General features: G+C 62.5%; 30 protein-coding genes. 16 read left to right on the forward strand and 14 right to left on the reverse strand.

What is annotated here, in order from left to right:
* Window positions 1-3: 3 nt before the first annotated feature.
* The 4 genes from lpxK to KUA23_RS17860 all read right to left on the reverse strand — a co-directional run bounded on the left by lpxK (window position 4) and on the right by KUA23_RS17860 (window position 4,383).
* Window positions 4-1,014 carry a tetraacyldisaccharide 4'-kinase gene (gene lpxK / locus KUA23_RS17845; protein WP_252992541.1) on the reverse strand — a complete coding sequence of 337 codons (1,011 nt, stop codon included), beginning with the start codon at window positions 1,012-1,014 and terminating at the stop codon, window positions 4-6.
* Window positions 1,014-1,442 carry an ExbD/TolR family protein gene (locus KUA23_RS17850; protein WP_078049001.1) on the reverse strand — a complete coding sequence of 143 codons (429 nt, stop codon included), beginning with the start codon at window positions 1,440-1,442 and terminating at the stop codon, window positions 1,014-1,016. The genes lpxK and KUA23_RS17850 overlap by 1 nt, the downstream gene beginning before the upstream one ends.
* Window positions 1,439-2,074 (reverse strand): MotA/TolQ/ExbB proton channel family protein, encoded by a 636-nt coding sequence (locus KUA23_RS17855; protein WP_012724911.1) that lies wholly within the window; start codon window positions 2,072-2,074, stop codon window positions 1,439-1,441. Before KUA23_RS17855 ends, KUA23_RS17850 begins: the two co-directional genes overlap by 4 nt.
* Before the next feature lie 83 nt (window positions 2,075-2,157).
* Complete coding sequence (locus KUA23_RS17860) at window positions 2,158-4,383, reverse strand: DNA internalization-related competence protein ComEC/Rec2 (protein ID WP_252992542.1); 2,226 nt, start codon at window positions 4,381-4,383, stop codon at window positions 2,158-2,160.
* A gap of 135 nt (window positions 4,384-4,518) precedes the next feature.
* Between KUA23_RS17860 and KUA23_RS17865 the strand changes: the two genes are divergently transcribed.
* A complete protein-coding gene (locus KUA23_RS17865) occupies window positions 4,519-5,034 on the forward strand; it encodes a DUF2062 domain-containing protein (protein ID WP_012724913.1) in 516 nt (171 codons plus the stop codon).
* Here KUA23_RS17865 and KUA23_RS17870 read toward each other — a convergent pair.
* Together KUA23_RS17870 and KUA23_RS17875 are read right to left on the reverse strand one after the other, a co-directional pair.
* Window positions 5,031-6,401: a sensor histidine kinase gene (locus KUA23_RS17870; protein ID WP_252992543.1), complete on the reverse strand. Its 1,371-nt coding sequence runs from the start codon at window positions 6,399-6,401 to the stop codon at window positions 5,031-5,033. The genes KUA23_RS17865 and KUA23_RS17870 overlap by 4 nt on opposite strands.
* Window positions 6,388-7,116, reverse strand: coding sequence for a response regulator transcription factor (locus KUA23_RS17875; RefSeq protein ID WP_346356345.1), 729 nt, complete (start codon window positions 7,114-7,116; stop codon window positions 6,388-6,390). Before KUA23_RS17875 ends, KUA23_RS17870 begins: the two co-directional genes overlap by 14 nt.
* Before the next feature lie 205 nt (window positions 7,117-7,321).
* Between KUA23_RS17875 and KUA23_RS17880 the strand changes: the two genes are divergently transcribed.
* The 4 genes from KUA23_RS17880 to KUA23_RS17895 all read left to right on the forward strand — a co-directional run bounded on the left by KUA23_RS17880 (window position 7,322) and on the right by KUA23_RS17895 (window position 12,085).
* Window positions 7,322-10,075 carry a response regulator gene (locus KUA23_RS17880; RefSeq protein WP_252992544.1) on the forward strand — a complete coding sequence of 918 codons (2,754 nt, stop codon included), beginning with the start codon at window positions 7,322-7,324 and terminating at the stop codon, window positions 10,073-10,075.
* A gap of 107 nt (window positions 10,076-10,182) precedes the next feature.
* Entirely contained in the window at window positions 10,183-11,172 is a 990-nt protein-coding gene (locus KUA23_RS17885) for a 2-hydroxyacid dehydrogenase (protein WP_252992545.1), read from the forward strand.
* A 71-nt stretch (window positions 11,173-11,243) separates the two neighbouring features.
* Complete coding sequence (locus KUA23_RS17890) at window positions 11,244-11,684, forward strand: hypothetical protein (protein ID WP_252992546.1); 441 nt, start codon at window positions 11,244-11,246, stop codon at window positions 11,682-11,684.
* Window positions 11,681-12,085 carry an META domain-containing protein gene (locus KUA23_RS17895; protein WP_078049008.1) on the forward strand — a complete coding sequence of 135 codons (405 nt, stop codon included), beginning with the start codon at window positions 11,681-11,683 and terminating at the stop codon, window positions 12,083-12,085. The genes KUA23_RS17890 and KUA23_RS17895 overlap by 4 nt, the downstream gene beginning before the upstream one ends.
* 131 nt (window positions 12,086-12,216) lie before the next feature.
* On the opposite strand, the gene KUA23_RS17900 is transcribed toward KUA23_RS17895, so the two are convergent.
* Window positions 12,217-12,678 (reverse strand): TlpA disulfide reductase family protein, encoded by a 462-nt coding sequence (locus KUA23_RS17900; RefSeq protein ID WP_078049009.1) that lies wholly within the window; start codon window positions 12,676-12,678, stop codon window positions 12,217-12,219.
* A gap of 115 nt (window positions 12,679-12,793) precedes the next feature.
* Here KUA23_RS17900 and arsC point away from each other — a divergent pair, with 115 nt between their 5' ends.
* Genes arsC through KUA23_RS17915 form a run of 3 tightly spaced genes read left to right on the forward strand, consistent with a single transcriptional unit; the run spans window position 12,794 to window position 14,158 of the window.
* On the forward strand, window positions 12,794-13,147 hold the full coding sequence (gene arsC, locus KUA23_RS17905; RefSeq protein WP_252992547.1) for an arsenate reductase (glutaredoxin): 354 nt from the start codon (window positions 12,794-12,796) through the stop codon (window positions 13,145-13,147).
* Entirely contained in the window at window positions 13,144-13,758 is a 615-nt protein-coding gene (gene wrbA, locus KUA23_RS17910) for an NAD(P)H:quinone oxidoreductase (protein ID WP_252992548.1), read from the forward strand. Before arsC ends, wrbA begins: the two co-directional genes overlap by 4 nt.
* Window positions 13,742-14,158, forward strand: a complete 417-nt coding sequence (locus tag KUA23_RS17915; RefSeq protein ID WP_252992549.1) for a DUF2069 domain-containing protein — start codon at window positions 13,742-13,744, stop codon at window positions 14,156-14,158. Before wrbA ends, KUA23_RS17915 begins: the two co-directional genes overlap by 17 nt.
* 89 nt (window positions 14,159-14,247) lie before the next feature.
* Here KUA23_RS17915 and KUA23_RS17920 read toward each other — a convergent pair whose 3' ends face one another.
* Window positions 14,248-14,919 (reverse strand): DNA-3-methyladenine glycosylase I, encoded by a 672-nt coding sequence (locus KUA23_RS17920; RefSeq protein ID WP_078049013.1) that lies wholly within the window; start codon window positions 14,917-14,919, stop codon window positions 14,248-14,250.
* 67 nt (window positions 14,920-14,986) lie between these two features.
* Complete coding sequence (ttcA, locus tag KUA23_RS17925; RefSeq protein WP_014718888.1) at window positions 14,987-15,811, reverse strand: tRNA 2-thiocytidine(32) synthetase TtcA; 825 nt, start codon at window positions 15,809-15,811, stop codon at window positions 14,987-14,989.
* 261 nt (window positions 15,812-16,072) lie between these two features.
* On the opposite strand from ttcA, the gene KUA23_RS17930 reads away from it, so the two are divergent.
* Both KUA23_RS17930 and KUA23_RS17935 read left to right on the forward strand, forming a co-directional pair.
* Window positions 16,073-16,675, forward strand: a complete 603-nt coding sequence (locus KUA23_RS17930; RefSeq protein WP_078049014.1) for a Yip1 family protein — start codon at window positions 16,073-16,075, stop codon at window positions 16,673-16,675.
* A gap of 128 nt (window positions 16,676-16,803) precedes the next feature.
* Window positions 16,804-17,298 (forward strand): SprT family zinc-dependent metalloprotease, encoded by a 495-nt coding sequence (locus KUA23_RS17935; protein ID WP_034106983.1) that lies wholly within the window; start codon window positions 16,804-16,806, stop codon window positions 17,296-17,298.
* Window positions 17,299-17,414: 116 nt separating this feature from the next.
* Here the strand turns inward: KUA23_RS17935 and KUA23_RS17940 are convergent, their stop codons facing one another.
* Window positions 17,415-18,596, reverse strand: a complete 1,182-nt coding sequence (locus KUA23_RS17940; protein ID WP_100490403.1) for a CaiB/BaiF CoA transferase family protein — start codon at window positions 18,594-18,596, stop codon at window positions 17,415-17,417.
* A gap of 157 nt (window positions 18,597-18,753) precedes the next feature.
* On the opposite strand from KUA23_RS17940, the gene tusD reads away from it, so the two are divergent.
* The 6 genes from tusD to KUA23_RS17970 all read left to right on the forward strand — a co-directional run bounded on the left by tusD (window position 18,754) and on the right by KUA23_RS17970 (window position 22,190).
* Window positions 18,754-19,146, forward strand: a complete 393-nt coding sequence (gene tusD / locus KUA23_RS17945) for a sulfurtransferase complex subunit TusD (RefSeq protein ID WP_252992550.1) — start codon at window positions 18,754-18,756, stop codon at window positions 19,144-19,146.
* A gap of 1 nt (window position 19,147) precedes the next feature.
* Window positions 19,148-19,498, forward strand: a complete 351-nt coding sequence (tusC, locus tag KUA23_RS17950; protein WP_078049017.1) for a sulfurtransferase complex subunit TusC — start codon at window positions 19,148-19,150, stop codon at window positions 19,496-19,498.
* A complete protein-coding gene (gene tusB, locus KUA23_RS17955; RefSeq protein WP_078049018.1) occupies window positions 19,498-19,776 on the forward strand; it encodes a sulfurtransferase complex subunit TusB in 279 nt (92 codons plus the stop codon). Before tusC ends, tusB begins: the two co-directional genes overlap by 1 nt.
* Window positions 19,773-20,108, forward strand: coding sequence for a TusE/DsrC/DsvC family sulfur relay protein (locus KUA23_RS17960; protein ID WP_078049019.1), 336 nt, complete (start codon window positions 19,773-19,775; stop codon window positions 20,106-20,108). Before tusB ends, KUA23_RS17960 begins: the two co-directional genes overlap by 4 nt.
* 14 nt (window positions 20,109-20,122) lie before the next feature.
* Complete coding sequence (locus KUA23_RS17965) at window positions 20,123-21,106, forward strand: glycosyl transferase family protein (protein WP_428847463.1); 984 nt, start codon at window positions 20,123-20,125, stop codon at window positions 21,104-21,106.
* 88 nt (window positions 21,107-21,194) lie between these two features.
* A complete protein-coding gene (locus KUA23_RS17970) occupies window positions 21,195-22,190 on the forward strand; it encodes a glutathione S-transferase family protein (protein ID WP_252992551.1) in 996 nt (331 codons plus the stop codon).
* Window positions 22,191-22,274: 84 nt separating this feature from the next.
* Here KUA23_RS17970 and cysG read toward each other — a convergent pair whose 3' ends face one another.
* The 4 genes from cysG to KUA23_RS17990 are packed head-to-tail and all read right to left on the reverse strand — an operon-like array spanning window position 22,275 to window position 26,663.
* Window positions 22,275-23,669, reverse strand: coding sequence for a siroheme synthase CysG (cysG, locus tag KUA23_RS17975; RefSeq protein ID WP_252992552.1), 1,395 nt, complete (start codon window positions 23,667-23,669; stop codon window positions 22,275-22,277).
* Entirely contained in the window at window positions 23,670-24,950 is a 1,281-nt protein-coding gene (gene serS, locus KUA23_RS17980; RefSeq protein WP_252992553.1) for a serine--tRNA ligase, read from the reverse strand.
* Window positions 24,951-24,966: 16 nt separating this feature from the next.
* The gene (crcB, locus tag KUA23_RS17985) at window positions 24,967-25,341 is read right to left on the reverse strand and encodes a fluoride efflux transporter CrcB (RefSeq protein ID WP_078049024.1); all 375 of its coding nucleotides are present in this window, start codon (window positions 25,339-25,341) and stop codon (window positions 24,967-24,969) included.
* Entirely contained in the window at window positions 25,341-26,663 is a 1,323-nt protein-coding gene (locus KUA23_RS17990; protein WP_099491824.1) for a replication-associated recombination protein A, read from the reverse strand. The genes crcB and KUA23_RS17990 overlap by 1 nt, the downstream gene beginning before the upstream one ends.
* Window positions 26,664-26,679: the final 16 nt, after the last annotated feature.

Consider the following 26,679-nt stretch of genomic DNA (forward strand, 5'->3'; position numbering starts at 1 on the left):
GGTTTAAGGCAAGAGACGGGCAGGCAGCAGGCGCATCAACTGCGTGTCGAACCAGGCGACGAACGCCGGCGACGGCAGCGCATCCACCGTAAGGTACCACCAGTCAGGCTGGGCAAAAGCGCGGCACTTCACCGCGTCCTTCTCGGTCATGACCAGCGGCAATGACGGCGTAAAATTCAAGACCTCGGCGCTGTAGGGCGCGTGGTCGGCAAACGCATGGGGTATCGGCTGCCAGTGTAGCGTTTCAAGGGTATTGAAGAAACGTTGCGGGTTACCGATGCCGGCAACCGCATGCACCTGCTGGCCCGGCGCAAAGTGGTTCACCGGCTGGCGCTCGCCAGTCTGCAGATTGACCAGTGCGGTGGGCTGCAAACGGAAGGCAAAGCCGTCCTCGCGGTCGCTGGTGGCGCCGTTATACAGCAGCGCATCGACACTTTGCAGGCGCTCCACCGGTTCACGCAACGGCCCCGTAGGCAGGCAACGGCGGTTGCCCAGGCCACGGGCCGCGTCGATCAGCACCAGTTCGAGGTCACGGGCCAGACGGTAATGTTGCAGACCGTCGTCGGAGAGAATCAGGTCCAGGGTGTCACTGGCCAGCAACGCCTTGACTGCACGGCTGCGATCGGGGTCGATCATCAGCGGTACACCGCAGCGCTGCACGATCAATAAAGGCTCGTCACCTGCGACGTCGGCGCTGTGGCTGGCTTCGACCCGCCACGGCAACTGCGGGGGCTTGGCGCCATAGCCACGACTGACCACCCCCACGCGCAGGCCGCTGCGCCGGCAGTGTTCGATCAGCCAGAGAATCAACGGCGTCTTGCCGGTGCCGCCGACGGTGATATTCCCGACGACTACCACCGGCACCGGTGATTGGTAAATGCCGCCCTCACCTGCCAGGAAGCGTGCGCGCTTGCGCTGCACCACCCGGCGATACAGGGACTCCAACGGCCGCAACAGCGTGAGTGCCGGATGGCCCTCGTACCAGGCCTTGAGCAAACGATCGGACATGGCCATCAGGGTTGGCTCGCCGCCTCGACGGTGGTCATGCGCAGATGGCTGAAGCCGAGCTTACCGGCGGCATCCATCGCGGTAATCACAGCCTGGTGTTGGGTCTTGCCATCGGCACTGATGGAGAGCGGCAGCTTGGTGTCGCCGCCGGACTCTTTCTGCAAGGCATCCATCAGGCTGGCGAGGTCGTTTTTCTCGAGCAACTGGTTATTCACCGAAAACACCCCTTCGGCGCTGATGGCGATGTCCAGTTGCTTGACTTCCTGGTCTTCGGCCGGCGAACCGCTCACGGCTTCCGGCAGGTCGACGCGCAGCTCGGTTTGCCGGGTGAAGGTGGTGGTGACGACAAAAAACAGCAGCAGGATAAACACCACGTCGATCAGCGACGCGAGGTTGATATCGACATTTTCCCGTTGCTTGCGGCGAAATTTCACGCTTTGCCCCCAACCAGGTCGACGTCACGGTCGCCTTGCACCACTTCCACCAGCTTGATGGCTTCCTGTTCCATACCGACCACCAGCTCATCAATGCGACGTTGCAGGAAACGGTGAAAGAACACCGAAGGGATACCCACCATCAAGCCCGCCGCCGTGGTGATCAGCGCCTTGGAAATACCCCCGGCCAGCACGGCCGCGTTGGTGGTCATGCCGGAGCCCATGAACGAGCTGAAAATATCGATCATGCCCAGCACGGTACCCAGCAAGCCAAGCAATGGCGCCATGGCGGCGATGGTGCCGAGGGCATTGATGTAGCGCTCCAGTTCATGGATGACGCGGGCGGCAGCCTCTTCAATGCACTCTTTCATGATCTCGCGACCATGCTTGGAGTTGGCCAGGCCCGCAGCAAGGATTTCACCCAACGGGGAGTTGGCGCGCAGTTCCTTGAGTTTGTCCTTGTCCAACTGCTTGTTCTTGATCCAGCTCCAGACCTGCCCCAGCAGATGCTCGGGGGTAACGCGACTGGCACGCAGGGTCCACAGGCGTTCGGCGACGATGCCGAGTGCGGCGATAGAACTCATGATGATCGGCAACATCATCCAGCCGCCGGATTTGACCAATTCCCACACAGTGAATGTCCCCTCGAAAAAGTGCGCCACTTTACCATATAGGTTCGCAGGCCACAGACCCCATCGACCGCAGCCATCCGCGCCTAAGGTAGCCGCTCGCGCCAGAACCTGCGTTGACTACGCGCAACAACCGGTGGCGCGAAAGCGCCCAATTGCAGGCGCACCGCCCCCTGCTCGGCGCTGTCATACACCTGGCTACCCAGCCGCTGGTAACGCGCCATCACCTGAGGATGGGGATGGCCGAACGCATTGCTACGCCCCCGCGAAATAAGCACGGAACGCGGCGCGAGGCGCTCCAGAAACGCCCAGGACGAAGAGCTGCGACTGCCATGGTGCGGCGCTTGCAACCAATCGGTCGGCACCGCCAGGGGTGAGGCGAGCATGGCCTGTTCGGCGGCGCGGTCGATGTCGCCGGTCAGCAACAGACGCTCGCCATTGGCCTGCACCCGCAACACACAGGACTTCGGGTTGCCGGCAATAGCATCAGGCCACTGCCAGAGTTCGAAGGTCACACCGTCCCAGGTCCAGCGCTCGCCACTGATACACGGCTGAGTGCCGAGAAAGGCCGGCAGCCCGTCGGTTTCTCCACCCACCACGCGCTTGATCGGCAGGCCCTTGGCAATCGCCGCCGCACCGCCGGCATGATCTGCGTCGGCATGGCTGAGCAGCATCAGGTCCAACGCCCCTACCCCCAGTTTTCGCAGCGATGGCAGCACCACCCGCGCGCCGAGGTCAAAGGTTCCGGAGCGCGGGCCAGCGTCATACAGCAAGGTATGGTGCCGGGTGCGCAAGATCAGCGACTGCCCCTGCCCGACGTCCAACTGCACCACGTCGACCTGCCCATGGGGCACCCATTCACGTGGTGGAAACACCGCCAGCAACAGCATCGGCCAGCCCAGCACACGAAACGGCACGCCCTTGGGCAGCAGGAGCAGCACGGCGCCGAGCAGACTCACCAGCCAATAGCCCAACGGCACATCGGCCGGAATCCACGCCGGCACCTGCCCGGCCAACCAGCCCAAGCCCTTGAATAACCCATCCAGTGCGCCGCCCGCCAGCCACAGCAAGCCTTCACCCACAAACGGCAGCGGCAGCAACGCCGTCCCGAGCAACGCCAGCGGCAGTACCACCAGGCTGATCCACGGCACCGCCACTAGGTTGGCGAACGGTGCACTCAGGCTGATGGGCAGCCCCAACACCAGCAGCACCGGGAACAACCCAATAGCAATCAGCCATTGCGGCCGGGTCCACGCCTGCCACACGCGCCAGGGGCCCAGCCGCCCACCGAACGCCAGGATCAACACCGCCACCGCCGCAAACGACAGCCAGAAACCGGGTTGCAGGCTCGCCAACGGCTCCAGGACCAGCACCCCATTGAGTGCCAGCAGCAAAGGCCACCACAGTCCGAGATGCCGGAATCGCAACCGCCACAACAACACCAACCCCACCATCACGCAGGCGCGCTGCACCGGCACGCCAAAGCCTGCCAGCAAGCCATACCCCAGCGCGGCGCCGAACGCCAGGCCACACGCCCAAGGCAACCAAGGCCAGCTGCGGGGCCAGCAGCCGTAGCGCGCCAACCCGGCGATCAATGCGTAGATCAAGCCCGCCAGCAAACCGATGTGTTGGCCGGAGATGACCAGCAGGTGCACAGTGCCCGTGTCCTGCAAGACCTGCCAATCGGCGGCGGCCAATCCAGAGCCATCACCCAGTACCAGCGCAATCAGGCCCGCCTCCCGGCCCTGGGCATCCACCGCCATCAGGCGCTGGCGCACACTGTCGCGCCAGGCATTGCGTGCGGGTGCCAAGCGCTCGCCGTCCTTTACCGTGCCGGTGGCACCGATACGCTGGGCCAGCAGCCAGGCCTCCTGATCAAAGCCGTGGAAATTCAATAGCCCGGCTGGTCGCTTGAGGGTGACCGCCAAGCGCCAGCGCTCGCCACTGCGCACCGACGGCCCGCCACGCCAGGAGACGCGAATGCGTGTGGGCAAGCGGGCATTACGCGACCGACTGTCGGTCAGCACGAAACGCACGCCCTCGCCCGTCTGTTGCGGCAACCCGGTCACCCACCCTTCCACCCAGCGTGTCTGGCCGTCCAATGCTGGCCGTAGGCGATCATCCAGCGCCCACTGTGCGCTGATGCAGGCCCAGCTCAGCCCCACCAAGAAAAACGCCAAGGGGTAAGTGCGAAACGGCAACAGCATCAATGCCAGCACCAGCAAGGCGATCAGCCAGCCGGTAGCGGGCAACGCGGGTAAAAAACGCAGCGCCAGCAGCCCCAGCGCAAACGCGAACATCCCTGTCCTCATGAATCATCCTTTTCAAGTGATCCACTCAGTCTTAGCCGAGCGCCGAGCACGGCCTATGATGTTTTGTCACAAAGTCTGAATTTTCTGTTTATAGAATGCGGGCATACTTGCCCCTCGAATTGATCTGGACCCCTTATGCCCCGGCGCCTATTCAAACGGTACATGCCCGACCCCAGCAGTATCCGGGAACACAAGTCATTACAGTTTCTCGGCACGTTGCTGCATGACCCGAACCTCTGGCACCTCAACCGGCACTCGGTCGCACGCGCGATGGCCGTGGGTTTGTTCGCGGCTTTTATTCCGATTCCCTTGCAGATGCTGCTGGCGGCGGTGCTGGCGATCACAGTGCGCGGCAATATGCCGATCGCGGTCAGTCTGGTGTGGCTGACCAACCCGATTACCATGCCGGTGGTGTTTATCTGCACTTACATGACCGGCGCCTGGCTGATGAATGTGCCGCCCCGCAGCCTGCCCGACGATTTGACCTGGGAATGGATCAGCGGCCAATTGAGCACATTGTGGCAGCCGTTCCTGCTGGGTTCAGTGGTGCTGGGGCTGGTGCTGGGCGCCCTCGCCTATTGCCTGACCATGGGTTATTGGCGCTGGTGGGTGGCCCACCAATGGAAAAAACGCAAACAGCGTCGCGCTTAGCAGGCCCGCAAGCGCACATGCACCCGCAGCCCTTGCCCGGTATTTTCCGCCCACAGGCTACCGTCCTGGCGCTGCACGGCATTGCGCGCGATGCTCAAGCCCAGGCCGAAGCCACCATCGCCGGGGCGTGAACCGTCCAGGCGGGTAAAAGGCGCAAAGATCCGTTCCAGGTCGCCTTCATCTATTCCGCCGCCCTGGTCCTCCAGCCACAGGTGCCAGAAATCCCCCTCACGACGCCCATCCAGGCTGACCATGCCGCCCACCGGCGAATGGCGGATGGCATTACGCAAAATGTTTTCCAGCGCCTGGGCCAACGCATTCAGATTGCCGCGCACCCAACACTCCGCGCCCAACAGGCATGGTAGGCGCGACGGCGGCCAGTCGCTCTCGAAACAGGCGTTTTCGCGCAGCATGTCCCACAGCGCCTGAACCTGGATATCTTCCCGGGGCAGCGGCGCCCGCTCAGTGTCCAGCCAGGCCAGTTGCAGGCTGTCTTCCACCAGGCGCTGCATGGCGTCGATCTCACGGCTGAGCCGCTCGCGCAGTTGCGCCAGGTCTTGCTCGCTGTCACAGGCCACCCGTAAGCGGCTCAAGGGCGTGCGCAGTTCATGGGACATGTCCCGCAGCAACTGCTGCTGCAATACCACGGTGCCCTGTAGACGCTCGGACATGTGATCGAATGCGCGGCCCAGCTCGCCCAGTTCATCCTGGCGGCTGGTGGCATCGTCGGACAGCCGTGTATTCAACTGATCGGCACGCCAGGCATTGGCCTGCTCGCGCAGTTGATTGAGGGGCATGATCAGCAATCGATACAACCCCACGCAGAGCAACAGGGTAAACAGGCCAGGGATCACGCCATTGGTCACCACCCGCCAGAACAGTTGGTAACGCCCCGGCATGAAGCGCTGCGGCAACTCAATCACCAGCGAACCCGCGTTGGGGTCGACGGGAAACGGGATTTTCAGCCACGGCAGGCCTTTGACATGCCGACTCACCGGCCAGTCCAGGCCCCGCAGAAAGGTCAGGCGCTGGCTTTCCCTATCGGTCAGCGGGTAGCTGCTCAGCGACTGCAGGTCATTGCCGATCAAGCCTATCCAGGTGCTTTCACGCTTGCCCATCGCCTGCAACCAGGCGTCCACGCCAGCATGGCCGCCGCGATTCCACGCCTGCTCAGCACCGACCGCGTACCCACTCAAGGTGATCCGCGCCTCGTCGGACAAATAGGCGTTCTTCTGCTCCATGTACCGGCCCCATGACCAACTGAGCCAGATCATCAGCAAACAGAAGGCGATCAGCAGGCAGGCCAGTTTCCAGAACAACGAGTGCTTGCCCGGCAGCCGTTTCAAGGGGCGTTCAAAGGCTGTCATCGAGACCGCTCAGCACATAGCCCTTGCCCCACACCGTGCGCACTTCGCGCTCGGTGTAGCCGATGGCCTTGAGCTTGCGGCGGATCTGGCTGATATGCATGTCGAGGCTGCGGTCGTGGGGGGCATAACCGCGTTGCAGCACGTGCTGGTAAAGGAAGGCCTTGCTGAGGACTTCCTCGCTGTTGCGGTGCAGGGTTTCGAGCAGGCGGTATTCGGTGCGGGTCAAGCCGGCCCAGTGTTCCAGGTAGAAGACATCGCACAGTTCATCGTCAAAGCGCAGGGTGCGGGCGTCGTCGCGCACCGCTGCCAGGGTCGGCAGCGGGCGGCGGTCGAGGGCCACCCGACGCAGGATCGCCTCAATGCGCACACGCAACTCGACCATGCTGAACGGCTTGGGCAGGTAGTCATCGGCGCCCAGGCGAAAACCACTGACGCGATCGGCTTCGGCGCCCAGCGCGGACATCAGGATCACCGGGATCGAATGGCTCTGGCGCAAATGGGTGAGGATCGACAGGCCGTCCATCCCCGGCAGCAAAATATCCATCAACACCACATCGAACACCTGGTCGCGCGCCATCTGCAGGCCTTGCTGGCCGTTCTGGCACCAAGTGACATGGAAACCACAGCGGCCCAGGTGCTCATGGACATAGGCGCCCAGCACGGGGTCATCTTCGATGGTCAGGATACTGGGTAGGCCGATTGCTGCGGGATTCATTAGTATCTGCAAGTCATTCTCAATCGCTGATTATTCAAGATTACCCCGCCCCAGGCAATCGCCACCGGGCGCCAAATGGCTTGATGATTGCCGTATGTCATTAATTTGCAAGATTACTCCGCGCGCAAATGGCTACACTGCGCAGGTGGCCGGGCCGGATGCCCGCGCAATTCCGTAGATATCAATGTGGTAGCAGGAGAGTGGCGTGCTGACAAGAATGGGGATAAAAGGCCGCGTACTGTTGCTGACCTTATTACCGACCAGCCTGATGGCCTCGCTGTTGGGGGGCTATTTCACCTGGATGCAGCTCTCGGAACTGCAGTCGCAATTGCTGCAACGCGGCGAAATGATCGCCGAACAACTGGCGCCCCTGGTGGCGCCTGCCTTGAGTGCGCGCAATACCGACCTGCTGGAGCGCATAGCCACCCAGTCGCTGGAACAGCCGGACGTGCGCGCCGTGTCCTTCCTCAGCCCGGACCGCGCGCCCCTCGCCCATGCCGGCCCGACCATGCTCAACCAGCCGCCCATCGGCAACAGCTCGCACCTGCTGCAGCGTACCGGCAATGACGCCACCCGCTACTTGCTGCCGGTGTTTGGACGCCATCGCAACCTCGCCGGCGACCTGATCCCGGACGAAGCCGATCGCCTGCTGGGTTGGGTCGAGGTGGAGCTGTCCCACAACGGCATGTTGCTGCGGGGCTACCGCAGCCTGTTCGCCAGCCTGCTGCTGATTGCCATCGGCCTGATCTGCACCGCGGCCCTGGCCCTGCGCATCAGCCGTACGATCAATTCGCCGATCGGCCAGATCAAGCAAGCTGTGGCCCAGCTCAAGGACGGCAACCTGGAAACCCGCTTGCCACTGCTGGGTAGCCAGGAACTGGATCAGCTCGCCTCGGGCATCAACCGCATGGCCGAAACCCTGCAGAACGCCCAGGAAGAATTGCAGCACAGCATCGACCAGGCCACGGAAGACGTGCGCCAGAACCTGGAAACCATCGAGATCCAGAACATCGAGCTGGACCTGGCGCGCAAGGAAGCCCTGGAGGCCAGCCGCATCAAGTCGGAGTTCCTGGCCAACATGAGCCACGAGATCCGCACGCCGCTCAACGGTATCCTGGGCTTCACCCACCTGCTCCAAAAGAGCGAGCTGACCCCGCGCCAGCTCGACTATTTGGGCACCATCGAGAAGTCCGCCGACAACCTGCTGGGCATCATCAACGAGATCCTCGACTTCTCGAAAATCGAGGCCGGCAAACTGGTCCTCGACAGTATCCCGTTCAACCTGCGCGACTTGCTGCAAGACACCCTGACGATCCTCGCCCCCGCTGCCCATGCCAAGCAGCTCGAACTGGTGAGCCTGGTCTACCGCGACACGCCCCTGGCGCTGGTGGGCGACCCGCTGCGCCTCAAGCAGATCCTTACCAACCTGATCAGCAACGCGATCAAGTTCACCCGCGAAGGCACCATCGTGGCCCGCGCGATGATCGAGGACGAGCAGGAAGACAGCGTGCAATTGCGCATCAGCGTGCAGGACACCGGCATCGGCCTGTCCAGCCAGGACGTGCGCGCGCTGTTCCAGGCCTTCAGCCAGGCCGACAACTCACTGTCGCGCCAACCTGGCGGTACCGGGTTGGGGCTGGTGATTTCCAAGCGCCTGATCGAGCAGATGGGCGGTGAAATCGGCGTCGACAGCACACCAGGCGAAGGCTCGGAATTCTGGATCAGCCTGAACCTGCCCAAGACCCGTGACGATGTCGAAGACCTGCCGTCCGCGCCGCTGCTGGGCCATCGCGTGGCGGTGCTGGAAAACCACGAACTGGCACGCCAGGCCCTGCAACATCAACTGGAAGACTGCGGCCTGGAAGTCACGCCGTTCAATAGCCTGGAAAGCCTGACCAACGGCATCACCAGCGCCCATCAGACTGAGCAGGCCATTGACCTTGCGGTGCTCGGCGTGACCGCCAATGACATCCCGCCCGAGCGCCTCAACCAACACCTGTGGGACCTCGAACACCTGGGCTGCAAGGTGCTGGTGCTGTGCCCCACCACCGAGCAGATGCTGTTCAACCAATCGGTGCCCAACCCCAACAGCCAGTTGCAGGCCAAGCCGGCGTGCACGCGCAAACTGCGCCGTGCGCTGTCCGACCTGATCAGCCCGCGCCCGGCGCGCAGCGAACCGGGCGAGCCGTTGTCCAGCCGTGCGCCACGCGTGCTGTGCGTGGACGACAACCCGGCGAACCTGTTGCTGGTCCAGACCCTGCTGGAAGACATGGGCGCACGGGTGCGCGCGGTGGAAAGCGGATATGCGGCCATCGACGCGGTGAAACAGGACACCTTCGACCTGGTATTGATGGACGTGCAGATGCCTGGCATGGACGGCCGCCAGAGCACCGAGGCAATCCGCCAATGGGAAAGCGAACGCAGCGGCACGCCCCTGCCGGTGGTCGCTCTGACCGCCCACGCCATGGCCAATGAAAAACGCGCGTTGCTGCAAAGCGGCATGGATGACTACCTGACCAAACCCATCAGCGAGCGGCAACTGGCCCAGGTGGTGCTGAAATGGACCGGCCTGGCCCTGCGCAATCAAGGTCCGGAACGTGCCACCGACGGCCTCGGCCCCGGCGTGCAATTTCCGGTGCTCGATCACGAAGAAGGGCTGCGCCTGGCCGCCGGCAAGGCTGACCTGGCGGCGGATATGCTGGCGATGCTACTGGCATCGCTTGAGGCCGATCGCCTGGCAATTACCCTCGCCCGTGACGCCAATGACAACAATGCGCTGATCGAACGTGTGCACCGCCTGCACGGTGCAACCCGTTACTGCGGCGTGCCACAACTGCGGGCGGCCTGCCACCGCGCCGAAACCCTGCTCAAGCAGGACGACGCCAAGGCCCTGCACGCGCTGGACGAACTGGACATGGCCATTGCCCGGCTTGCCAGTGAAGCGCGAGTAAACGCCTGACTGTGCACAGGAAAAGGCTTTTCTGGTGAACGACCTGGTCTCGCGCGGGGCAGGCCCGCTCACCACAAAAGCCTGATTCTTCATTTGTAATTGCAGGGAGCATTTCCATGCGTGTCATTCTTTTCAGTAGTCAGACCTACGACCGCGACAGTTTCCTCGGCGAGCCGCTGTCGCCAGGCCTGGAGCTGCAGTTCCAGCCCGCGCGGCTCAACCTCGACACCGTGGCCCTGGCCGAACATCACGAGGTGGTCTGCGCCTTTATCAACGACGACCTCAGCGCCCCGGTGCTGGAACAGTTGGCCAAGGGCGGCACGCGGCTGATTGCCTTGCGCTCGGCGGGCTACAACCATGTGGACCTGCTTGCCGCCAAGCACCTGGGCCTGACGATCGTGCGCGTGCCGGCCTATTCGCCCCATGCGGTGGCCGAACACGCTGTCGCACTGATCCTCGCCCTTAACCGTCGCCTGCACCGCGCCTATAACCGTACCCGCGATGGCGATTTCAGCTTGCATGGCCTCACCGGTTTCGACTTGGTGGGCAAGACGGTCGGCGTGGTCGGCACCGGCCAGATCGGCGCTACCTTCGCCAAGATCATGGCCGGCTTCGGTTGCCAGTTGCTCGCCTACGACCCCTTCCCCAACCCGCAGGTCCAGGCCCTGGGCGCGCGCTATGTGAGCCTGCCTGAACTGCTCGCACAGGCGCAGATCATCAGCCTGCACTGCCCGCTCACCGCCGACAGCAAACACTTGATCAACGCCCGCTCCCTGGCGCAGATGCAGCCTGGCGCGATGCTGATCAACACCGGTCGCGGGGGGCTGGTCGACACCCCGGCGCTGATCGAAGCGCTCAAGGACGGCCAGCTCGGCTACCTCGGGCTGGATGTGTATGAGGAAGAAGCACAGCTGTTCTTCGAAGACCGCTCCGACCTGCCGCTGCAAGACGACGTGCTCGCGCGCCTGCTGACGTTCCCCAATGTGATCATCACCGCCCACCAGGCGTTTCTGACCCGCGAAGCCCTGGCGGCCATCGCCGGCACCACCTTGGCCAACATCGCGGCCTGGGCCGACGGCCAGGCGCAGAACCTTGTCGAAGGATGATCAGTGGTCACATACCAGGCTCATGATGAGCCAGCACCCGTGATAGGATGCCGCGCCTATTTGGAGGATCCATGGCCGAACACGATTTCCGCTTCAGTTTGCTGAGCCCGCAACACACCCTGATCGAATGCCGCGCCCTGGTGCCGGGCCGTTACCAGGTCACTGGCAACGGTGGTTCGATCAAGCACGGCGACGTTTTGATCGTCTCCCTGCGCGGCAGTAAAACCCTGTCGATGCGCCTCACCGTTGAAGGTGATGCGCGCTACTCCATCCGCCCGGCGGGCCAGTGGGTCGCCATGGCCCAGGGGCCGAAATTCGGCGAGTTGGAGATTCATACCTGGAAAGTCAACTGCGACAGCTGCGATGCGGTGTTGGAGTTCGAGTTTGCGGTGGAAACCAAGCTGAGCAAAGAGCCGCTGCAACCGGCCGCCAATGTGCGCATCGCCGAGTTGGGCTGGGCCAGCGAGGGCGACAAGCACCGCTGCCCTAAATGCCAGAAGGCCGCGCAATGAGAGGCCTGCTTCTGCTCGCCGCCGTCGGGGCGGCCTTGACGGGCTGCGCCGGGGACTCGGCCAAGCTCAAGCAGGATCACAGCTACGTGGTGGAATGGATCGGTGAACGGCCGCTGATGGATTACGCGCACCTGACCGTCACCCTCGGCGCCGATGGCCGCGCCTACGGCAACGGCGGTTGCAACCACTGGTTCGCACCGTACACCGTCGAGGGCGACAAGCTCAGCTTCGGCAAGATCGGCAGCACCCGCAAACTCTGCGCCGAGGCCTTGATGGAGCAGGAACACCGCTTCTTCCAGGCCCTGCAAGGGGTGCAGCGCTGGGACATCTCGCCGATCGAACAGACACGCTTCTGGCCGGCCGATGGCCTGCCGATTCGCCTGTGGCTGGAAGAAGGCTAACCCTAGCCTTTCGCAATCAAAATGTGGGGGCGGGCTTGCTCGCGAAGGCGGACGTTCAGCCGGCATATCCGGTGACTGACACACCGCCTTCGCGAGCAAGCCCGCTCCCACATTTGTTTTGAGTGGCTGCTTTAGCCGCGCAAGGCCTTGAGTTTTGCCAATACGCCTTCCGCCGTTTGCTCACCCATCAACTGCTCGCGCACCTTGCCCTTGTCGTCAATGATGTAGGTCACTGGCAACGCTTCGCTGCGCGGGATGTCGAAGATCTCTTCCGGGTTCTGCGCCAGCACCGTGAACTTGATGCCCAGCTTGTCGCTGGCAGCCTTCAGTTCTTCACCTTGCACATTGTCAAAGTTGACCCCGAACACACCGACGTTCTGCGCCTTCAACTGTTCGGCCAAGGCATTGAGCTCGGGGATTTCCGTGCGGCACGGGCCACACCACTCAGCCCAGTAATTGACCACCAGCCACTGCTTGTCCAAGCGTTCGGAAGCCACTTTCTGGCCATATTGGTCAACGCCGTAATCGTTACCGCAGCCGCTGAGCAGCAGGGTTGTGATGATCGCCAATGCACCGATCAGTCGCCTTGTCATGGGGTAATCCTTCGCAAAAATGAACGTTGGCTGCGACCTATGGCCTCTTACGGTTTAAGGACAGGTCGCTGCGCGGGTAGAATACCCGCCACCTTACGCAAGATGCGACCCGCACATGACCGATCTGACGCTTTATCACAACCCGCGCTGCTCGAAATCCCGCGGTGCGCTGGAACTGCTCGAAGCCCGCGGCCTCACGCCCACCGTGGTGCGCTACCTGGAAACCCCACTGGACGCCGCGCAATTGAAGTCACTGCTGGGCAAACTGGGCATCAGCGCCCGCCAACTGCTGCGCACCGGCGAAGATGAATACAAGGCGCTCAACCTCGCTGACGCCAGCCTCAGCGAAGCGCAGTTGATTGCCGCTATCGCCGAGCACCCGAAGCTGATGGAACGCCCGATCCTGGAAACCGCCGACAAAGCCATCATTGGGCGTCCGCCGGAAAACGTATTGGAGATACTGCCGTGACGTCGCCGTATGTGCTGGTGCTGTATTACAGCCGCAACGGCTCGGTCAGCGAAATGGCCCGGCAGATCGCCCGGGGCATCGAGCAAGGCGGTATGGAAGCGCGACTGCGCACCGTGCCGGCGATCTCCACCGAGTGCGAAGCCGTGGCGCCAAGCATCCCGGACGAAGGCGCGCTGTATGCCAGCCTGGATGACCTGAAGCACTGCTCCGGCCTGGCCCTCGGCAGCCCGACCCGTTTCGGCAACATGGCAGCGCCGCTCAAGTATTTCATCGACGGCACCAGCAACCTATGGCTCACCGGAGCCCTCGTCGGCAAGCCAGCCGGGGTCTTCACCTCCACCGCCAGCCTGCACGGCGGCCAGGAAACCACGCTGATGTCGATGCTGTTGCCGTTGCTGCACCACGGCATGCTAATCACCGGCCTGCCCTACAGCGAACAGGCGTTGCTCGACACCCAGGGTGGCGGCACGCCCTATGGCGCCAGCCACCATGCCGGGCCTGACGGCAAGCGCCTGCTCGATCAACATGAAATCGCCCTGTGCCGCGCCCTCGGCCTGCGCCTGGCCAGCACCGCCACGCTGCTGGAGAACGGCCGTGGCCAGAAAGCCTAAGGTCCTGCCGCCCCAGGCGTGGCTGGAGCCACGGGTCAGAATGGCCCGCGCGCTGAGCCTGCTGGCGTTTTTCGCCTTGGTGGGGTTGCTGTGCGTGTACTACCTGTTCGTTGCTGACCTGCACGGCGCACGGCCGTGGGTGATCCTGCTGATCGAACTGGTGCCCTTGCTGGTGCTGGCGCCAGGCATGCTACTGGGCAGCGCGCGCGGGCATTCGTGGATGTGCTTTGTGGTGAACCTGTATTTCATCAAGGGCGCGCTGGCGGCGTATGACCCGAACCGGCAGTGGTTCGGGGTGTCGGAGATGCTGGCGAGTTTTGCGGTGTTTTGTACCGCGTTGTTGTATGTGCGGTGGCGGCATCAATTAAATCGCCGCCTGGCTGAAGCCCGGGTCGCCTGAAAGTCAGTCTTCGCGAGCAAGCCCGCTCCCACAGGGAGATGCGCTCCAAATGTGGGAGCGGGCTTGCTCGCGAAGGCATCACCTCGGTCTCAATGATTCACGGTGTAGGCCAGCATCATCGACAACTGGCACATCGGCCGCCCACTCTCGGCATGCCACTGGTTGAACGCCCCCTGCACCGTCGCCAGGTCACGCAGGCTGGTCGGCACCTTGTCGACGATCTTCTGCGCGTTCAGCGCGGCCACCACGTCATAACTCGGCACAAAGGTGTCCTTGCCGACCATGCGCAAAAAGCGCGGCGCGGACAGCCCGCCAAGTTGATGGCCGTGCTTGCTCAGGTACTTCCATAGCCCGACGATATCAGTCACCGGCCAATCGGCGATAAACGCGCCGAAGCTGCCCTTCTCCTGCTCGATGTCGAGGATCATCTGCGCATTGCGCGGCACGCTCTTGAGCTTGCCCAGGTGACGGATGATGCTGGTGTCCTGCATCAAGCGCTCCAGGTGCTCAGCGCCCATCAACACGACTTTTTCCGGGTCGAAGCCGAAAAACACCTTTTCGAATGCCGGCCACTTGGCATCCACCACGCTGTGCTTCAAGCCCGCACGAAACACGCGCAGCGCCAGGGTCGACAGGTAGCGATCATCGCTGATCTTGCGCAACTGCGCAGGGGTCTTGGGTACAGGCAGATGGGCTTCCAGCTCGGCCGCCGAACCGAAGCGGTTCAGACAATATTCGTGCAGCCACTTGTAATCGCGCATGCCCTCTCCTGGGAATTGAATTGAAAACGGCGCCCGCGAGCGCCGTGTGTCAGAGCGTTGAATCGGCTCAGAGGTTCACAACATTGACGAAGCGCGAGGCGGCGGTTTCATCAATCTTCAAGCTGGTGAAGTCGAACAGGTTGCGGTCGGCCAGCTGCGACGGGATCACATTCTGCAGGCTGCGGAAGATGCTTTCGGTACGGCCCGGGGTCTTGCGCTCCCAGTCCACCAGCATTTCCTTGACCACCTGGCGCTGCAGGTTTTCCTGGGAGCCGCACAGGTTGCAGGGGATGATCGGGAATTGCTTGAAGTCGGAGTAGGCCTGGATGTCCTTCTCGTTGCAGTACGCCAGCGGGCGGATCACCACGTTGCGCCCATCGTCGGCACGCAGCTTGGGCGGCATGGCTTTGAGGGAGCCGTTGAAGAACATATTGAGGAAGAAGGTTTCAACGATGTCATCGCGATGATGCCCGAGGGCCATCTTGGTCGCGCCAATCTCATCGGCGAAGGTGTACAGCGTGCCACGGCGCAGGCGCGAGCACAGCGAGCAAGTGGTCTTGCCTTCCGGAATCAGTTCCTTGACCACCGAATAGGTGTCTTTTTCGACGATGTGGTACTCGACACCCAACTCTTTGAGGTAGGCCGGCAGCACGTGCTCGGGGAAACCCGGTTGTTTCTGGTCCATGTTGACGGCGACGATCTCGAACTTGATCGGTGCGACCTTTTGCAGGTGCAGCAACACGTCGAGCATGGTGTAGCTGTCTTTGCCGCCGGAGAGGCAGACCATGACCTTGTCGCCGTCCTCGATCATATTGAAATCGGCGACCGCTTCACCGGCCAGGCGACGCAGGCGTTTTTGCAGTTTGTTCTGGTTGACCGTAAGAGTGCCCATGGCGCTTGGATCCGCTAGAGGTGTGTGACGAAAAGCCGGGTATTTTACGCAAAAAAACCATCAAAAGGGCTAGCGGTAAAAGACTCCGCCGCGATTAGGGCCAATGTTTACAGCGCAATTCGCTCTAAAGCCTTACAGTTTTTCCGGTCATCACTTCCTATACTGCGACTAGAGGTCGCATATCTATCCAGACCTTTGAGGCCATTTGGCCCGTGGGCGCTCCGATGGGGGGCGATGGTAATAACGACAGGAGTGACTGGCATGATCCATCACGTCGTGGGGCTTTTTACCCATCCCGACCAGGAATGGCGGGAAATCCGTGGCGATAAAGAAGAAAGCATCGGCCACATGTACCTCACCCATACCTTGATTCTCGCGGCGATCCCCGCCGTTTCCGCCTTTATCGGCACCACCCAGGTCGGCTGGGTCATTGGCAATCGCGCGCCGGTGATGCTGACCCAGGAAAGCGCTTTGTGGATGACCATCATGTCCTACGCCGCCATGCTCGGCGGCGTGGCAGTGATGGGTGCGTTCATTCATTGGATGGCCCGCACCTACGATGCCAACCCCAGCATGGCGCGCTGCGTTGCGTTTGCCACCTACACCGCCACACCGCTGTTCATCGGCGGGCTGGCCGCACTGTACCCACATATGTGGCTGGGCATGGTCGTGGGCACGGCCGCCATCTGTTACACGGTGTACCTGCTGTATGTGGGGCTGCCGACCTTCATGGGCATCGATCCGGATGAGGGCTTCCTGTTTTCCAGCTCGGTCCTGGCCGTGGGCCTGGTGGTACTGGTGGCGATCATGGCGTTTACCGTGATCGTCTGGGGCCTGGGCGTGGGCCCGATCTACACCAACTGAGCGGATAAAATCGTGGGCAAGGCCACCGCAAGGTGGCTTTGTGCGTTATGCATGACCATTCGGCGCCTGACAGATTCGGAAACACCCAGCTTTGCGGCATACTGGGCGTCTCTGGAGATATGTACAGCATGCCCGAGCAACTCAATACCCGCGTCGAAGATTGTTTCCTACAAGCAGAATCCTTTTTCAAACGAAGCTTCAAACGCCCCCAGGTGAGTCTCAAGCTGCGGGGCCAAAAGGCCGGTGTCGCGCATTTGCACGAGAACCTGCTGCGTTTCAACCCACAGTTGTACCGTGAAAACAGCCAACACTTCCTCAAGCAGACCGTGGCCCATGAAGTGGCGCATTTGATCGCCCACCAATTGTTCGGCGAGCGCATCCAGCCCCATGGCGAGGAATGGCAATTGATCATGCGCGGGGTCTACGAACTGCCGCCGGACCGTTGCCATACCTATGAAGTGAAGCGCCGCCAGGTGACCCGCTATATCTACCGCTGCCCGTGCGCGGACAGTGACTTTCCGTTCTCGCCCCAGCGCCATGGCATGGTGGCTCAAGGCCGAAGGTATTTGTGCAGGCGGTGCCGCCAGACCTTGGTGTTTACCGGCGAAACCCGGGTGGAGTGAGGGCCTCTTCGCAGGCAAGCCAGCGCCCACCTTTGATAGGCGGCGCGGTCAACAGGTGGGAGCTGGCTTGCCTGCGATGGCGGCGGCCGCCCAGTCACTATCTAGCCGCGCAGTCACTATCCAACTGTCTTGGCCTGGCGCAAATCGGCTATGCGCTGAGCACCAAAGCCCAACTCCGCCAACACCTCATCCGTGTGCGCCCCCACCGCTACACCTATATGCCTGGGCGCCGGCAACCCGTCGGAGAACTTCAACGGGCAAGCCAGTTGCGCCTGGGTCGAACCATCGCCCCTCGGCACCTGGCTGACCAGTTCACGTGCCTTCAACTGCGGATGCTCCACGGCTTCACTGAGGCTCAACACCGGCTCCACACAGGCATCGACCCCGGCAAACAACGCACACAGCTCATCAAAGCTGCGTTTCTCGAACTCGACCTGCAGCGCTTGCTTCAGGGCTTTTTGCTGCTCAGCCTTGGGCGACAAGCCTTGCGCCGCCAACTCCGGGCGGCCCAAGGCGGTGCAGAGTTGCTGCATGAACGCCGGCTCCAGGCTGCCCACCGACATCCAGCGTCCATCCCGCGAGCGGTAATAGTCGTAGAAACTGCCGCCATTGAGCACGTGCCCTTCCCACTCCGGCTCCACCCCGCACGCCAGGTAACCCGCGCCGGCCATGGCGTTCAGGCTGAACGAGCAGTCGGTCATGCTCACGTCCAAGTATTGGCCGACCCCGCTCTGCTGCCGCGCAATGACTGCCGCGAGCAGCCCTACCACCGCATGCAGCGAGCCCCCACCCACGTCCGCCAACTGCACGCCGAGGGGCAACGGCCCGCTGTCCTGGCGCCCGGTGTAACTGGCCACCCCGGCCAGCGCCAGGTAATTGATGTCGTGCCCGGCGCGGTCCTTATAGGGCCCGGTCTGGCCGTACCCAGTGATCGACACATAGATCAGCCGGGGGTTGATCGCCTTCAATGCCTCATACCCCAGCCCCAGCCGCTCCATCACCCCCGGCCGGAACTGTTCGAGCACAATGTCGTAGTCTTTCACCAGCGCCCGCACGATCTCCAGGGCCTCGGCCTGCTTGAGGTCCAACGCCAGGCTGCGCTTGTTGCGGTTAAGGTAGGCGTGGCTGGCCGACGTACCTTGGTCATGGGGCGGCAACACCCGCAACAGGTCCATGCGCGTGGGCGATTCGATGCGCAGCACCTCGGCGCCCATGTCCGCCAGCATCAACGAGGCGAACGGGCCAGGCAGCAGGGTGGAAAAATCCAGCACTTTGAGGGACGCCAAGGGACCTGACATGTGCACTCCATTTCCGTTGTGAATGCCCACAGACTAGGCAGCCTTGCGCCGACCGGCAATCGCCGGAACGGTCACATACAGTGACCGTTTTGATCACGGCGGGCTTTTTCGTGGCGGCGGCTTTATCATTGACCCACGTTTGCTTGCAGAGTGTTCCATGAAGTTTGCGATTGCACTGTTTTCCGCCGCTCACGCGCCCTCCTCGCGCCGCGCCCTGCTGTTCGCCCAGGCGGCGCTGGCCGGTGGCCATGAGATTGTGCGGCTGTTTTTCTATCAGGACGGTGTCTACAGCGCCTCCAATTCCATCGTCGCACCTCAGGATGAGCAGGACATCGCCCGCCAATGGCGCGAGTTTGTCAGCGACCACCAGCTCGACAGCGTGGTGTGCATCGCCGCCGCCTTGCGCCGTGGCGTGCTCAACCAGGAGGAAGCCACGCGCTATCAACGCAGCGCGGTCAATCTCGATACGCCGTGGGAATTGTCCGGCCTGGGGCAACTGCACGACGCCGCCCAGGCCGCCGACCGCCTGATCTGTTTTGGAGGGCCGTGACATGTCCAAATCCTTATTGGTGATCAGCCGCCAGGCGCCGTGGTCCGGACCAAGCGCCCGCGAAGCGCTGGACATCGTGTTGGCCGGCGGTGCCTTCGATCTGCCGATCGGCCTGCTGTTCCTGGATGACGGCGTGTTCCAACTGGCGCCGCACCAGGACGCCAAAGCCGTGCAGCAAAAAGACCTCGGCGCCAACCTCCAGGCACTGGGCCTGTTTGGCATTGATGAGGTGTTCGCCTGCAGCCATAGCCTGGCCGCGCGCGGCCTCACCACGCCCGCTAATGCCGAGCCGCTCGACAGCGCAGCGATATCAACGCTGATTGACCGTTACGACCAGGTGATTACCCTCTGATGTCGACTCTCCATGTGGTTTCCCATTCCCCGTTTACCGATAGCCGCCTCGACAGTTGCCTGCGCATCTGTGGCGCCGAGGACGCCATCCTGCTCTGCGGCGATGGCGCCTACGGGCTGCATAACCCGGCCCTGCACACCCAAGGCGTGAAAGTCTTTGTGCTGGCCGAAGACATGCAGGCGCGCAACCTGCCTCTGCCGGACTGGGCCGATAGCGTCGATTACCCAGGCTTCGTGCAGTTGTCGCTCGATTACGACAAGGTCAACAGCTGGCTATGAACACCCTGACCGTAGGCGCACGCACCCTGGAACTGGACAAGGACGGTTACCTCGTTGACCTGGACGCGTGGTCCGAGGAAGTCGCCAACGCCCTGGCCGCCGCCGAACCCCTGGCGTTGACCGCGGACCATTGGGAAATCCTCACGCTGCTGCGCCAGTTCTATGCCGAATTCCAGCTGTCCCCCGCCACGCGCCCGTTGATCAAGTACACCGCCTTGAAACTGGGCCCGGAAAAGGGCAACAGCCTGCACCTCAACAAATTGTTCAACGGCACTCCCGCCAAACTCGCCGCCAAGCTGGCGGGCCTGCCCAGGCCGACGAATTGCTTATGACCGACTTTGCCCCACTGACCCTTGAAACCCCTGCCGAGCACCCCTTCGCGCAGTTCGTGCGCATCCTGGGCAAAGGCAAGCGCGGTGCGCGCAACCTCACCCGTGAAGAGGCCCGCGAAGCCATGGGCATGTTGCTCGACGAAAAAGTCGAAGACACCCAGCTCGGCGCCTTCCTGATGCTGTTGCGCCACAAGGAAGAAAGCCCGGAAGAACTCGCCGGTTTCACCGAAGCCGTACGTGAACGCCTGGACGCCCCAGCGCTGAACGTGGATGTCGACTGGCCGACCTATGCCGGCAAGAAGCGCCACCTGCCGTGGTACCTGCTGGCGGCAAAGTGCCTGGCGCAGAATGGCGTGCGTATCCTGATGCACGGCGGGGGTGCCCACACGGCTGGGCGTCTTTACACCGAACAATTGCTCGAAGGTTTGCAGATCCCGCTGTGCCGCAACTGGCAGCAGGTCGAGGCCGCCTATGCGCACGGCAACCTGGCGTTCATCCCGCTGGGTGATTGGGCGCCACAACTGCAGCGCATGATCGACCTGCGCAACACCCTGGGCCTGCGCTCGCCGATCCACTCCCTGGCGCGCTTGCTCAATCCCTTGAATGCGCGCCTGGGCCTGCAGAGTATTTTCCATCCGGGTTACCAGGGCGTGCACCGCGATGCCAGCGGCTTGCTCGGCGACAACGTGATCGTGGTGAAGGGCGACGGCGGCGAGATCGAGATCAACCCCGACTCGGCCAGCCATCTGTACGGCACCACGGGCGGCGAAAGCTGGGACGAAGAGTGGCCCGCCCTCTCCGCCCAGCGTCACGTCAAGCCGGCCACGCTCGAACCTGAGCACCTGAAGGCCGTGTGGCGCGGTGACGTCGAGGACAGCTACCCGCAATTGGCGCTGGTCGCCACCATGGCCCTGGCCTTGCGCGGCCTGGGCCACCCACGGGAACAGGCCTTTGAGTTGGCCCAGCAGTACTGGGCGGCACGAGACAAATCGATTTAATCGATCATTAACGCCCGGTCTTTGCGCTTTTAGTTCGAACTCATCCCTTTAGACTGGGCTCCAACGCTTATTAGCCAAGGAGCCAGTCATGGGTTTGCTGATCGAAGGACACTGGAAAGACCAGTGGTACGAAAGTAGCGCAGACGGCGCGTTCCAGCGCGAACAGGCGCAACGCCGCCACTGGGTAACCGCCGATGGCGCGCCGGGCCCGAGTGGCGAAGGCGGCTTCAAGGCCGAGGCCGGTCGCTACCACCTCTACGTCTCCCTGGCCTGCCCGTGGGCCCATCGCACGCTGATCCTGCGCAAGCTCAAGGGCCTGGAAAGCCTGATCGATGTGTCCGTGGTCAGTTGGCTGATGCTGGAAAACGGCTGGACCTTCGACAAGGCTCACGGCTCCACCGGCGACAAGCTGGATGATTTCGACTTCATGCACCAGCGCTACACCGCTGACACGGCCGACTACACCGGGCGCGTCACCGTGCCGGTACTGTGGGACAAGAAGCTCAAGCGCATCGTCAGCAATGAATCGGCGGAGATCATCCGCATGTTCAACAGTGCCTTCAACGAACTGACCGGCAACACCCTGGATTTCTACCCCGAGCCGCTGCGCGCGACCATCGACGCGTTGAACGAGCGCATTTACCCCGCCGTGAACAACGGCGTGTATCGCGCAGGCTTTGCCACCTCGCAGCAGGCGTATGAACGTGCGTTCGATGATGTGTTTGCGGAGCTGGATCATCTGGAACTGCACCTAAGCGACCACCGTTACCTAGCCGGCGAATACCTGACCGAGGCGGATGTGCGGCTGTTCACCACACTGATTCGCTTTGATGCGGTGTATTACAGCCACTTCAAATGCAACCTGCGCAGGATTGCGGATTATCCGAACCTGTCGAATTGGTTGAGGGAGATGTACCAGTGGCCGGGCGTGGCCGAGACGGTGGATTTCGCGCACATCAAAGGGCATTACTATGCCAGCCACCGCACGATCAACCCGACGGGGATTGTGCCAAAGGGGCCGTTGCAGCGATTTGATGGACAGCATGATCGGGCACAACTGAACGGCAAAAGTGTCTGGAGCTGATCAGTCACTGTGGTGAGCGGGCTTGCCCCGCTCACCACAGAAAGCCTGCTCTCCACAGCAGCCTTACCGGCCACCATAGCGTTCTCAGACCTGGGACTGCGCGCCTTCAAACCACTTCAGCTTCTCGCGCAACACCACCACCTCACCCACGATCACCAGCGTCGGCGCATGCACTTCATGCTCCGCCACCATGCGTGGCAGATCCGCAAGCGTGCCGGTAAACACGCGCTGGTTGGACGTGGTGCCCTGCTGGATCAACGCTGCAGGGGTATCCGATGCACGGCCATGCTTGATCAGTTGTTCGCAGATGATCGGCAAGCCAATCAAGCCCATGTAGAACACCAGGGTCTGCGAGGGGCCCACCAGGTCATCCCAAGGCAGGTCCGAGGTCCCGTCCTTTAAATGCCCGGTAATAAAACGTACGGACTGCGCATAGTCACGGTGAGTCAGCGGAATCCCGGCATACGCCGCGCAACCGCTGGCCGCCGTGATCCCTGGCACCACCTGGAACGGAATGCCGTGGGCCGCCAGTTCTTCGATCTCTTCGCCACCACGGCCAAAGATGAACGGATCGCCACCCTTGAGACGCAGCACGCGCTTGCCTTGTTTGGCCAGGTCCACCAATTGCTGGTTGATCTGGTCTTGCGGCACGGCGTGATCGGCGCGGCGTTTGCCAACGTAGACACGCTCGGCATCACGGCGGCACAGCTCGAGAATCGCAGGAGCTACGAGGCGGTCATACAGCACCACATCGGCTTGCTGCATCAGGCGCAGGGCGCGGAAGGTCAGCAGGTCGGGGTCGCCCGGGCCTGCACCCACCAAGTAGACTTCGCCCGGTGCATTCGGCGGTGCGCCGTTGACCTTTTCGATCAACAGGCGCTCAGCTTCATCGCCCTGTCCAGCCAATTGGCGGTCGGCAATCGGGCCTTGGAAGACCTCTTCCCAGAATGCGCGGCGCTGCTGCACATCCGGGTACAAACCTTTGACCTGAGCTCGAAACCGCGCCGCCAACCCGGCCAACTGGCCATAAGTGGACGGAATCCAGGTTTCCAGCTTGGCGCGGATCAGGCGCGCCAGCACCGGCGCATCGCCGCCGCTGGACACCGCGATCACCAAGGGTGAACGGTCGACAATCGCCGGGAAGATCACGCTGCACAAGGCCGGCGCATCCACCACATTGACCGGCACACAACGGCGCTTGGCATCGCTGGACACTTGCGCGTTCAACGGCTCGTCGTCGGTGGCCGCGATGATCAGGGTGCAACCGTCGAGGTCGGCCTCCTGATAACCGCGCAAAATCAGTTCCCCGCCACTGTCCAGTACCAGCTCTTTGAGCTGGTCTTCGATCTGGGGAGCAACCACCCGCAGCAACGCACCGGCATCGGCCAGCAGCCGGGATTTGCGCAAGGCAATCTCCCCGCCACCGACGACCAACACACGACTGCCGCGCAGGTTATGAAACAGCGGCAGAAATTCCATTTAGCGGATGACCTCAACGCCCGCCATGTAAGGCTTGAGTACTTCCGGCACACGGATCGAGCCGTCAGCCTGCTGGTAGTTTTCCAGCACGGCCACCAGGGTACGGCCTACCGCCAGACCGGAACCGTTGAGGGTGTGGACCAGTTCCGGCTTGCCGGTTTCCGGGTTGCGGAAACGCGCCTGCATGCGACGGGCCTGGAAGTCACCGCAGTTGGAGCACGACGAAATCTCGCGGTACTTGTCCTGGCTCGGCACCCACACTTCGAGGTCGTAGGTCTTCACGGCGCTGAAGCCCATGTCGCCGGTGCACAGCGCCAGCACGCGGTACGGCAGCTCCAGCAATTGCAGGACGCGCTCGGCGTTGGCGGTCAGGCCTTCCAGGGCTTCCATCGACGTCGACGGCTCGACCACTTGCACCATCTCGACCTTGTCGAACTGGTGCTGGCGGATCATGCCGCGGGTATCGCGACCCGACGCACCGGCTTCACTGCGGAAGCATGGGCTGTGGGCCACGAACTTGATCGGCAGTTGCTTGGCATCGAGGATCTCGCCGGCGACGATGTTGGTCAGCGACACTTCGGCGGTCGGGATCAGGTACAGGTCGGCTTCGCCGTCGCGGCTGATCTTGAACAGTTCTTCTTCGAATTTTGGCAACTGGCTGGTGCCCATCAGCGCCGGTGCCTGCACCAGGTAAGGGGTGTAGGCTTCTTCGTAACCGTGCTCGCCGGTGTGCAGGTTGATCATGAACTGCGCCAGGGCACGGTGCATGCGCGCGATCGGACCGCGCAGCAAGGCAAAGCGCGCGCCGGACATCTTGGCGGCGGTTTCGAAATCCAGGCCGCCGGTCAATTCGCCCAGGGCAACGTGGTCCTTGATCTCGAAATCAAAGGTGGTTGGCGTACCCCAACGGCGCACTTCGACGTTGCCGTCTTCGTCTGCGCCAATCGGCACGGACTCGTGCGGGATGTTGGGAATGCCGAGCAGGATCGAATCCAGCTCGGTCTGGATCTTGTCCAGCTCGACCTTGCCGTCGGACAGCTCGGTGCCCATGCGCTCGACATCCGCCATCAGCGGCGCGATGTCTTCGCCGCGCTGCTTGGCCTGACCGATGGATTTGGAACGCGCATTCCGCTCAGCCTGCAGTGCTTCGGTGCGGGTCTGGACGGTCTTGCGCTGTTCTTCCAGCGCTTCGATGCGCGCAACATCCAAGGCAAAGCCACGGGATGCCAGGCGGTCCGCTACGTCCTGAAGGTTGCTACGTAACAGTTTGGAATCGAGCATGTCGGTCTCTCGTTTATCAAAGTTTGGTCAAGGACAGGCCAGCCCAGGTGGCGAGCAGCCCGCCGAACACGCTGATGCCCAGGTACCCGAAGGCGACCAGGGCCTGCCCGCTTTCCAGCAGGCGCAGCGTATCCAGTGAAAAGGATGAAAAGGTCGTCAGACCGCCTACAAAGCCGACAATCAAGCCGGCACGAATCTCAATCGGTACTTCCGGGCGCAACAGGAACCAGCCATATAACAGCCCGATGATCAGGCAGCCAACCAGGTTGACCGCCAGGGTCGCCGCATAAAAATGCTTCGGCCAGTTGGCGCTGACCCAGGTGCCAGCGGCGAAACGCAATAATGTACCAGCGATGCCGGCTGCGGACACGGCAAGAATCGTCTTGAGCACTACTTTCTCCGCTGTTTGGGGCTGAGTCGATCGAGTTGGGCGAGGTGATTGAGCTTTTCGCCGATCTTCAGCTCCAGGCCACGGGGCACCGGCTGATAGAGCGGGAGTGGCTCAAGGTCATCGGGAAAATAGTCTTCACCGGCCGCATAGGCATCCGGTTCATCGTGGGCGTAGCGGTATTCATCACCGTAGCCCAACTGTTTCATCAACTTGGTCGGCGCGTTGCGCAAGTGCATCGGCACTTCGAGAGAGCCGTATTCGGCGGCGGCGCGCAGGGCGGACTTGAAGCCCACGTACACCGCATTGCTCTTGGGCGCGCAGGCCAGGTAGGTGATGGCCTGGGCCACGGCCAACTCGCCTTCCGGGCTGCCGAGGCGCTCCTGCACGTCCCACGCGGCCAGGCACAGGCTCAGTGCACGCGGGTCGGCGTTGCCGATGTCTTCGCTGGCCATGCGCACCACGCGGCGGGCGAGGTAGAGCGGGTCGCAACCGCCGTCGATCATCCGCGCAAACCAGTACAGCGCGCCGTCCGGGTTGGAACCGCGCACGGATTTATGCAGCGCCGATATCTGGTCGTAGAAGGCTTCGCCCCCCTTGTCAAAGCGTCGGCGCGTATCGCCGAGGAGGCTTTGCAAGAGGTCGACGCCAATCTCACCGCCGTCTTCGGCCAGGTCGGAAGCGTTCTCCAGCAGGTTGAGAAAGCGACGACCGTCACCGTCGGCGGCGGTCAGCAGGATCTTGAAGCCCTCTTCGCTCACGCTGAGTTGCCGCTTGCCCAGGCCCTTGTCTTCATTCAGGGCCCGCTGCAGCAGCTTCTGCATGGCGGCCTCGTCCAGGCTTTTCAGCACATAGACCCGCGCCCGCGACAGCAAGGCGTTGTTCAGTTCGAACGATGGGTTTTCGGTGGTGGCGCCGATAAAGATCAGCGTGCCGTCTTCGACATAAGGCAGGAACGCATCCTGCTGGGACTTGTTGAAGCGGTGCACTTCATCGACGAACAGGATGGTGCGCTTGCCGTACTGCCCGGCCTGTTGCTTGGCGACTTCCACCGCCTGGCGGATCTCCTTGACCCCGGCGAGTACCGCCGAGACCGTTTCGAAGTGCGCATCCGAGACCTTCGCCAGCAGGCGCGCCAGGGTGGTCTTGCCCACCCCCGGCGGCCCCCAGAAAATCATCGAGTGCAGCGCACCCTGCTCCAGGGCTTCGCGCAACGGCTTGCCGCGAGCGAGCAGGTGTTCCTGACCGACGTACTCATCCAGGTTGGTCGAACGCAAGCGCGCGGCCAATGGCTGGGCAATCGGGTCACTTCGAAACAGATCCATGGGCAGCGTTTGAAAC

Source organism: Pseudomonas pergaminensis, from assembly GCF_024112395.2.
Classification (GTDB): Bacteria; Pseudomonadota; Gammaproteobacteria; order Pseudomonadales; family Pseudomonadaceae; genus Aquipseudomonas; species Aquipseudomonas pergaminensis.